This is a genomic window from Cohaesibacter sp. CAU 1516 (genome assembly GCF_005771485.1).
Lineage (GTDB): Bacteria > Pseudomonadota > Alphaproteobacteria > Rhizobiales > Cohaesibacteraceae > Cohaesibacter > Cohaesibacter intestini.
On the sequence record NZ_VANT01000029.1, the window covers coordinates 1 to 2740 of the forward strand.

The following is a 2740-nucleotide window of genomic DNA, read 5'->3' on the forward strand; positions in this document are numbered from 1 at the left end:
CTTATCCCGGTTATATTGAACCCGAGCGATATCATCCCAAGGCATATGACCCTCCATCTTCTCATCAAAGACGGTTGAATCACAACCTATTGATATCGCTCAACTACTTTTAAATCTGGCTCTAAGCAGCTTTTGTGGGTGTTCCAAGTTCTTTGAGTGAGCCAATAACGATATTGATTTAAATTCGGATTTGTTCACTTAATAAGATAGCTGATTCTCGCACTACCCTGAATCGATTTATTCTCAACTTAGTTAAAGAGATGTCTTATGAATCCTTATGAAAGACTGGACAGTAGCGCATTCTGGAGACACGCAGTTGCTTCGAAAAGTATGTTTGATATTTCTGGCCTGTGGGCCCCACAGTTTGCAATACTACCTAGTGACAAAATTGCGACTTTCGGATCTTGTTTTGCGCAGCATTTCGGAAACGCGCTCTCCAAAAATGGGTATCAATGGTACTGTTCGGAAGAAGCTCCAGAAGGGCTTTCAAACAAGAGTAAGAAGCGGTTTGGGTACAATGTGTTCTCGTGCCGAACAGGAAACATTTATACGACTTCTTTGCTTAGGCAATGGGTGGAGTGGGCAGTTGGTTTTTCCTCACCTCCAAGTGAGTATTGGGAGAAAGATGGAAGGATCTATGATCCCTTTCGCCCTGCAATTGAACCTGATGGTTTTTCTAATTTGGAAGAAATGGAGTCTTCACGAAAAAACACCATTCAAAGCTTCCTAAAAATACTACTTACTGCGGACATATTTGTTTTTACATTGGGACTTACAGAAAGTTGGTTCAACAAATCGGGTAGATATGAATATCCTTTATGTCCTGGAACCGTTGCTGGAGAATTTGATCCAGACAATCATGTTTTTGTTAATCAAAGCTTTTCATTCATTCGTGAGAATTTACTTGAGGTAATTAAGATTATCCGTTTATTGAATCCGAACATTAAGTTTCTTTTGACAGTCTCGCCTGTGCCGTTAACAGCAACCAATTCTGGACGCCACGTCTTGGTTGCCACTATGGCTTCAAAGTCCATCTTGCGTGGTGTAACAGATGATATAGTAAGCTCTTCGTTTAATAGTAAGAAAAAGATTGCTTTAGAATGTATCCGGAACGGTGATTTCAAATTCGACTTGGCCGGTTGGGAAGCCAACGGAACGCTGAAAGTTTTAGCTGATAAAGGGTTGCAAATTTCACATAATATTGAAAACTCATTCTGTGGGATAAAACAGCGGATCCGAAACTCTGGAGAGTGTGAAAGCTCTACTTTTAAATACCGCGTTCTAATCAGATCTCCTAAAGGCTCAATTGTACATGTATGTTTGAGCGCTTCAAATAACTCGAGCGTGGGGGCTATAACGCTTGGTCGCACAATTGAAGACAAAGATGGTCTAGAGGAATTCTGTGGTACAGTGAAGGTGCCTTGGAAAGGTGATATTTTCCTTTGGGTTGGATCAAGGAAGAAAGACACCTATGCCGAGATCGTATCAGTTTCTGTCAAACGGTGCGAAGAAGAAGTATCAGAAAAATTTTTTAAAGATGTAGATTATTTCCCTTCATATGAAATCATAAATAGTCCAGTTTTTCGAGGATCATTTTTTGAACCAAATCAACGAAGTGTCAATCCCGTCGGAGTAGAATTTGTAATGAAATCTTTTTTTAACTGTCTGCATGGAGAAGATATTGCAAAAGATAGTATCATTACCGTGCGCGACAGTAGAAAAGAAGATGTGGTATGTGAAGAGGAACTCCTTGCCGCTTTCGGAGGAAAATAGAGTGAACTATAAATCAGATAGAATATGTGTTATCGGAACTTCGCAAGTAAGTGCGCTGAAAAAATTCATTGATACTTCGAATAAAATACCGGTAACTGTAGATTTTTTTGGGTCCAATAATTCTGCATATATAAATAGAAGTATCAAGTACAATGACGCAAATGGCACGATCGAGGCGCTAAGCGATACGATAAGGGAAGCTTGGGGAAAAACTGCAGGAAAAACCCACATTAAGTTATCGGACTATAGTCGCGCAATAGTCTTCGGATGTGATCAATTTGAATATCGCAACAGATTTTTCTTAGACTATCATAAAACTTTCCTTAGCACTTCCTGTGTGAAACAGTTGCTGCTAGATTGTTGGGCGACACATCCAGCAAACGTAATTCTAACCGAATTGGAAAAATACAATCTTAAACTGCCGATTTCCGTGCGTAATGGGCCCTTTTTCTCTGTGAAACACAATTATTTCGTCAATGCTCCTGCAGACTTTGACTTCTCCGAGAGCCGAATCCTGTATGAGAAATTCATGCACCAAGCATGTGGTGAATTGGGAGCGAGGTTTTTTCCGCAACCAACTGAATCTGTTGGTCCTAATGGGATAACCACGATAGAAAGGTACCTTTTAGAGGATGGCTTTCACTTAACGAAAGAAGCTGCGGGTGAATTTTTTTTGAGTATGATCAGTATTGATGAACTGAATTGCCCCTAGAATTGTAGACCCCTTGGGGCTTCAAATTTTCTGTCGCTCGTATTCGGTTGGTGAGAGCATTCCGTTTGTAGCGTGTTTGCGTTTTGGATTGTAGAACATTTCGATGTAGTCGAAGATGTCTCGCCTCGCATCAGCTGGAGACCCGCAAAAACCACCCAATTTGACCGATGGAACATCGTTGTGACCGGCGGCCACGGTTCATTGCAGCGCTGATTGCGCAGTTCTTGCGATATTTGGTCTGTTTTCTGCCCCTTC

2 protein-coding genes and 1 pseudogene are annotated in these 2740 nt (G+C 41.1%); 2 read left to right on the plus strand and 1 reads right to left on the minus strand.

Going from position 1 to position 2740, the window contains the following annotated elements:
• Positions 1 to 267: 267 nt before the first annotated feature.
• Together FDK21_RS20855 and FDK21_RS20385 are read left to right on the plus strand one after the other, a co-directional pair.
• Positions 268 to 1773 carry a GSCFA domain-containing protein gene (locus FDK21_RS20855; RefSeq protein WP_210238860.1) on the plus strand — a complete coding sequence of 502 codons (1506 nt, stop codon included), beginning with the start codon at positions 268 to 270 and terminating at the stop codon, positions 1771 to 1773.
• Between the two features lies 1 nt (position 1774).
• Positions 1775 to 2485 (plus strand): hypothetical protein, encoded by a 711-nt coding sequence (locus tag FDK21_RS20385; RefSeq protein WP_138150697.1) that lies wholly within the window; start codon positions 1775 to 1777, stop codon positions 2483 to 2485.
• 21 nt (positions 2486 to 2506) lie between these two features.
• Here FDK21_RS20385 and FDK21_RS20390 read toward each other — a convergent pair.
• Positions 2507 to 2626 (minus strand): annotated as a pseudogene (locus FDK21_RS20390) (IS3 family transposase); the annotation flags it as partial.
• Between the last annotated feature and the right edge of the window lie 114 nt (positions 2627 to 2740).

What these genes read in the sequence shown, in the direction of transcription:
- FDK21_RS20855 (WP_210238860.1), top strand. Translation starts at nt 268, where the DNA reads ATGAATCCTTATGAAAGACTGGACAGTAGCGCATTCTGGAGACACGCA.